Below are 427 nucleotides of genomic sequence, written 5' to 3' on the forward strand. Positions count from 1 at the left end.
TCCCCGCGCCAGGCGTATCTCGCCCGGGTGCTGAACTATCCGGAACCCATCTACGCCCACGTTCCGCTGGTGCTCAACGAGGACGGTGCCCGGCTGGCCAAACGCGACGGCGCGGTCACCCTGACCGAGATCGGCGTCGAGCGGGCGCTGGAGCAGATCAGCGCGTCGCTGGGCTGGCCGGCACTGGATCTCGACGGCATGCTGGACCGGTTCGACCCGGCGGCGCTGCCCAGGCACCCGTGATATACCTGCAGTCCTGAGCAGAACCCTTCGCGGCGAGCCGACTCGTTGCTAGGTTGCGCCGGTGCACTACGACCTGAGACGGGCCGTGCTCGCCGTCATACTGCTCGCAGCGTTGCTGGCCACCGCATGCGGTACTTCCGGTAAGAGTGAAGACCCGATCAAGTCTGCCGGTGTGCTCCGTGTC

General features: G+C 67.2%; 1 protein-coding gene. It reads left to right on the top strand.

What is annotated here, in order from left to right; genetic code table 11:
- On the top strand, positions 1-243 hold a 243-nt coding region (locus RNB18_RS52595), incomplete at its 5' end, for a nucleotidyl transferase family protein (RefSeq protein ID WP_311721129.1).
- Positions 244-427: the final 184 nt, after the last annotated feature.

This window comes from Streptomyces doebereineriae (assembly GCF_031845645.1).
GTDB lineage: Bacteria > Actinomycetota > Actinomycetes > Streptomycetales > Streptomycetaceae > Streptomyces > Streptomyces canus.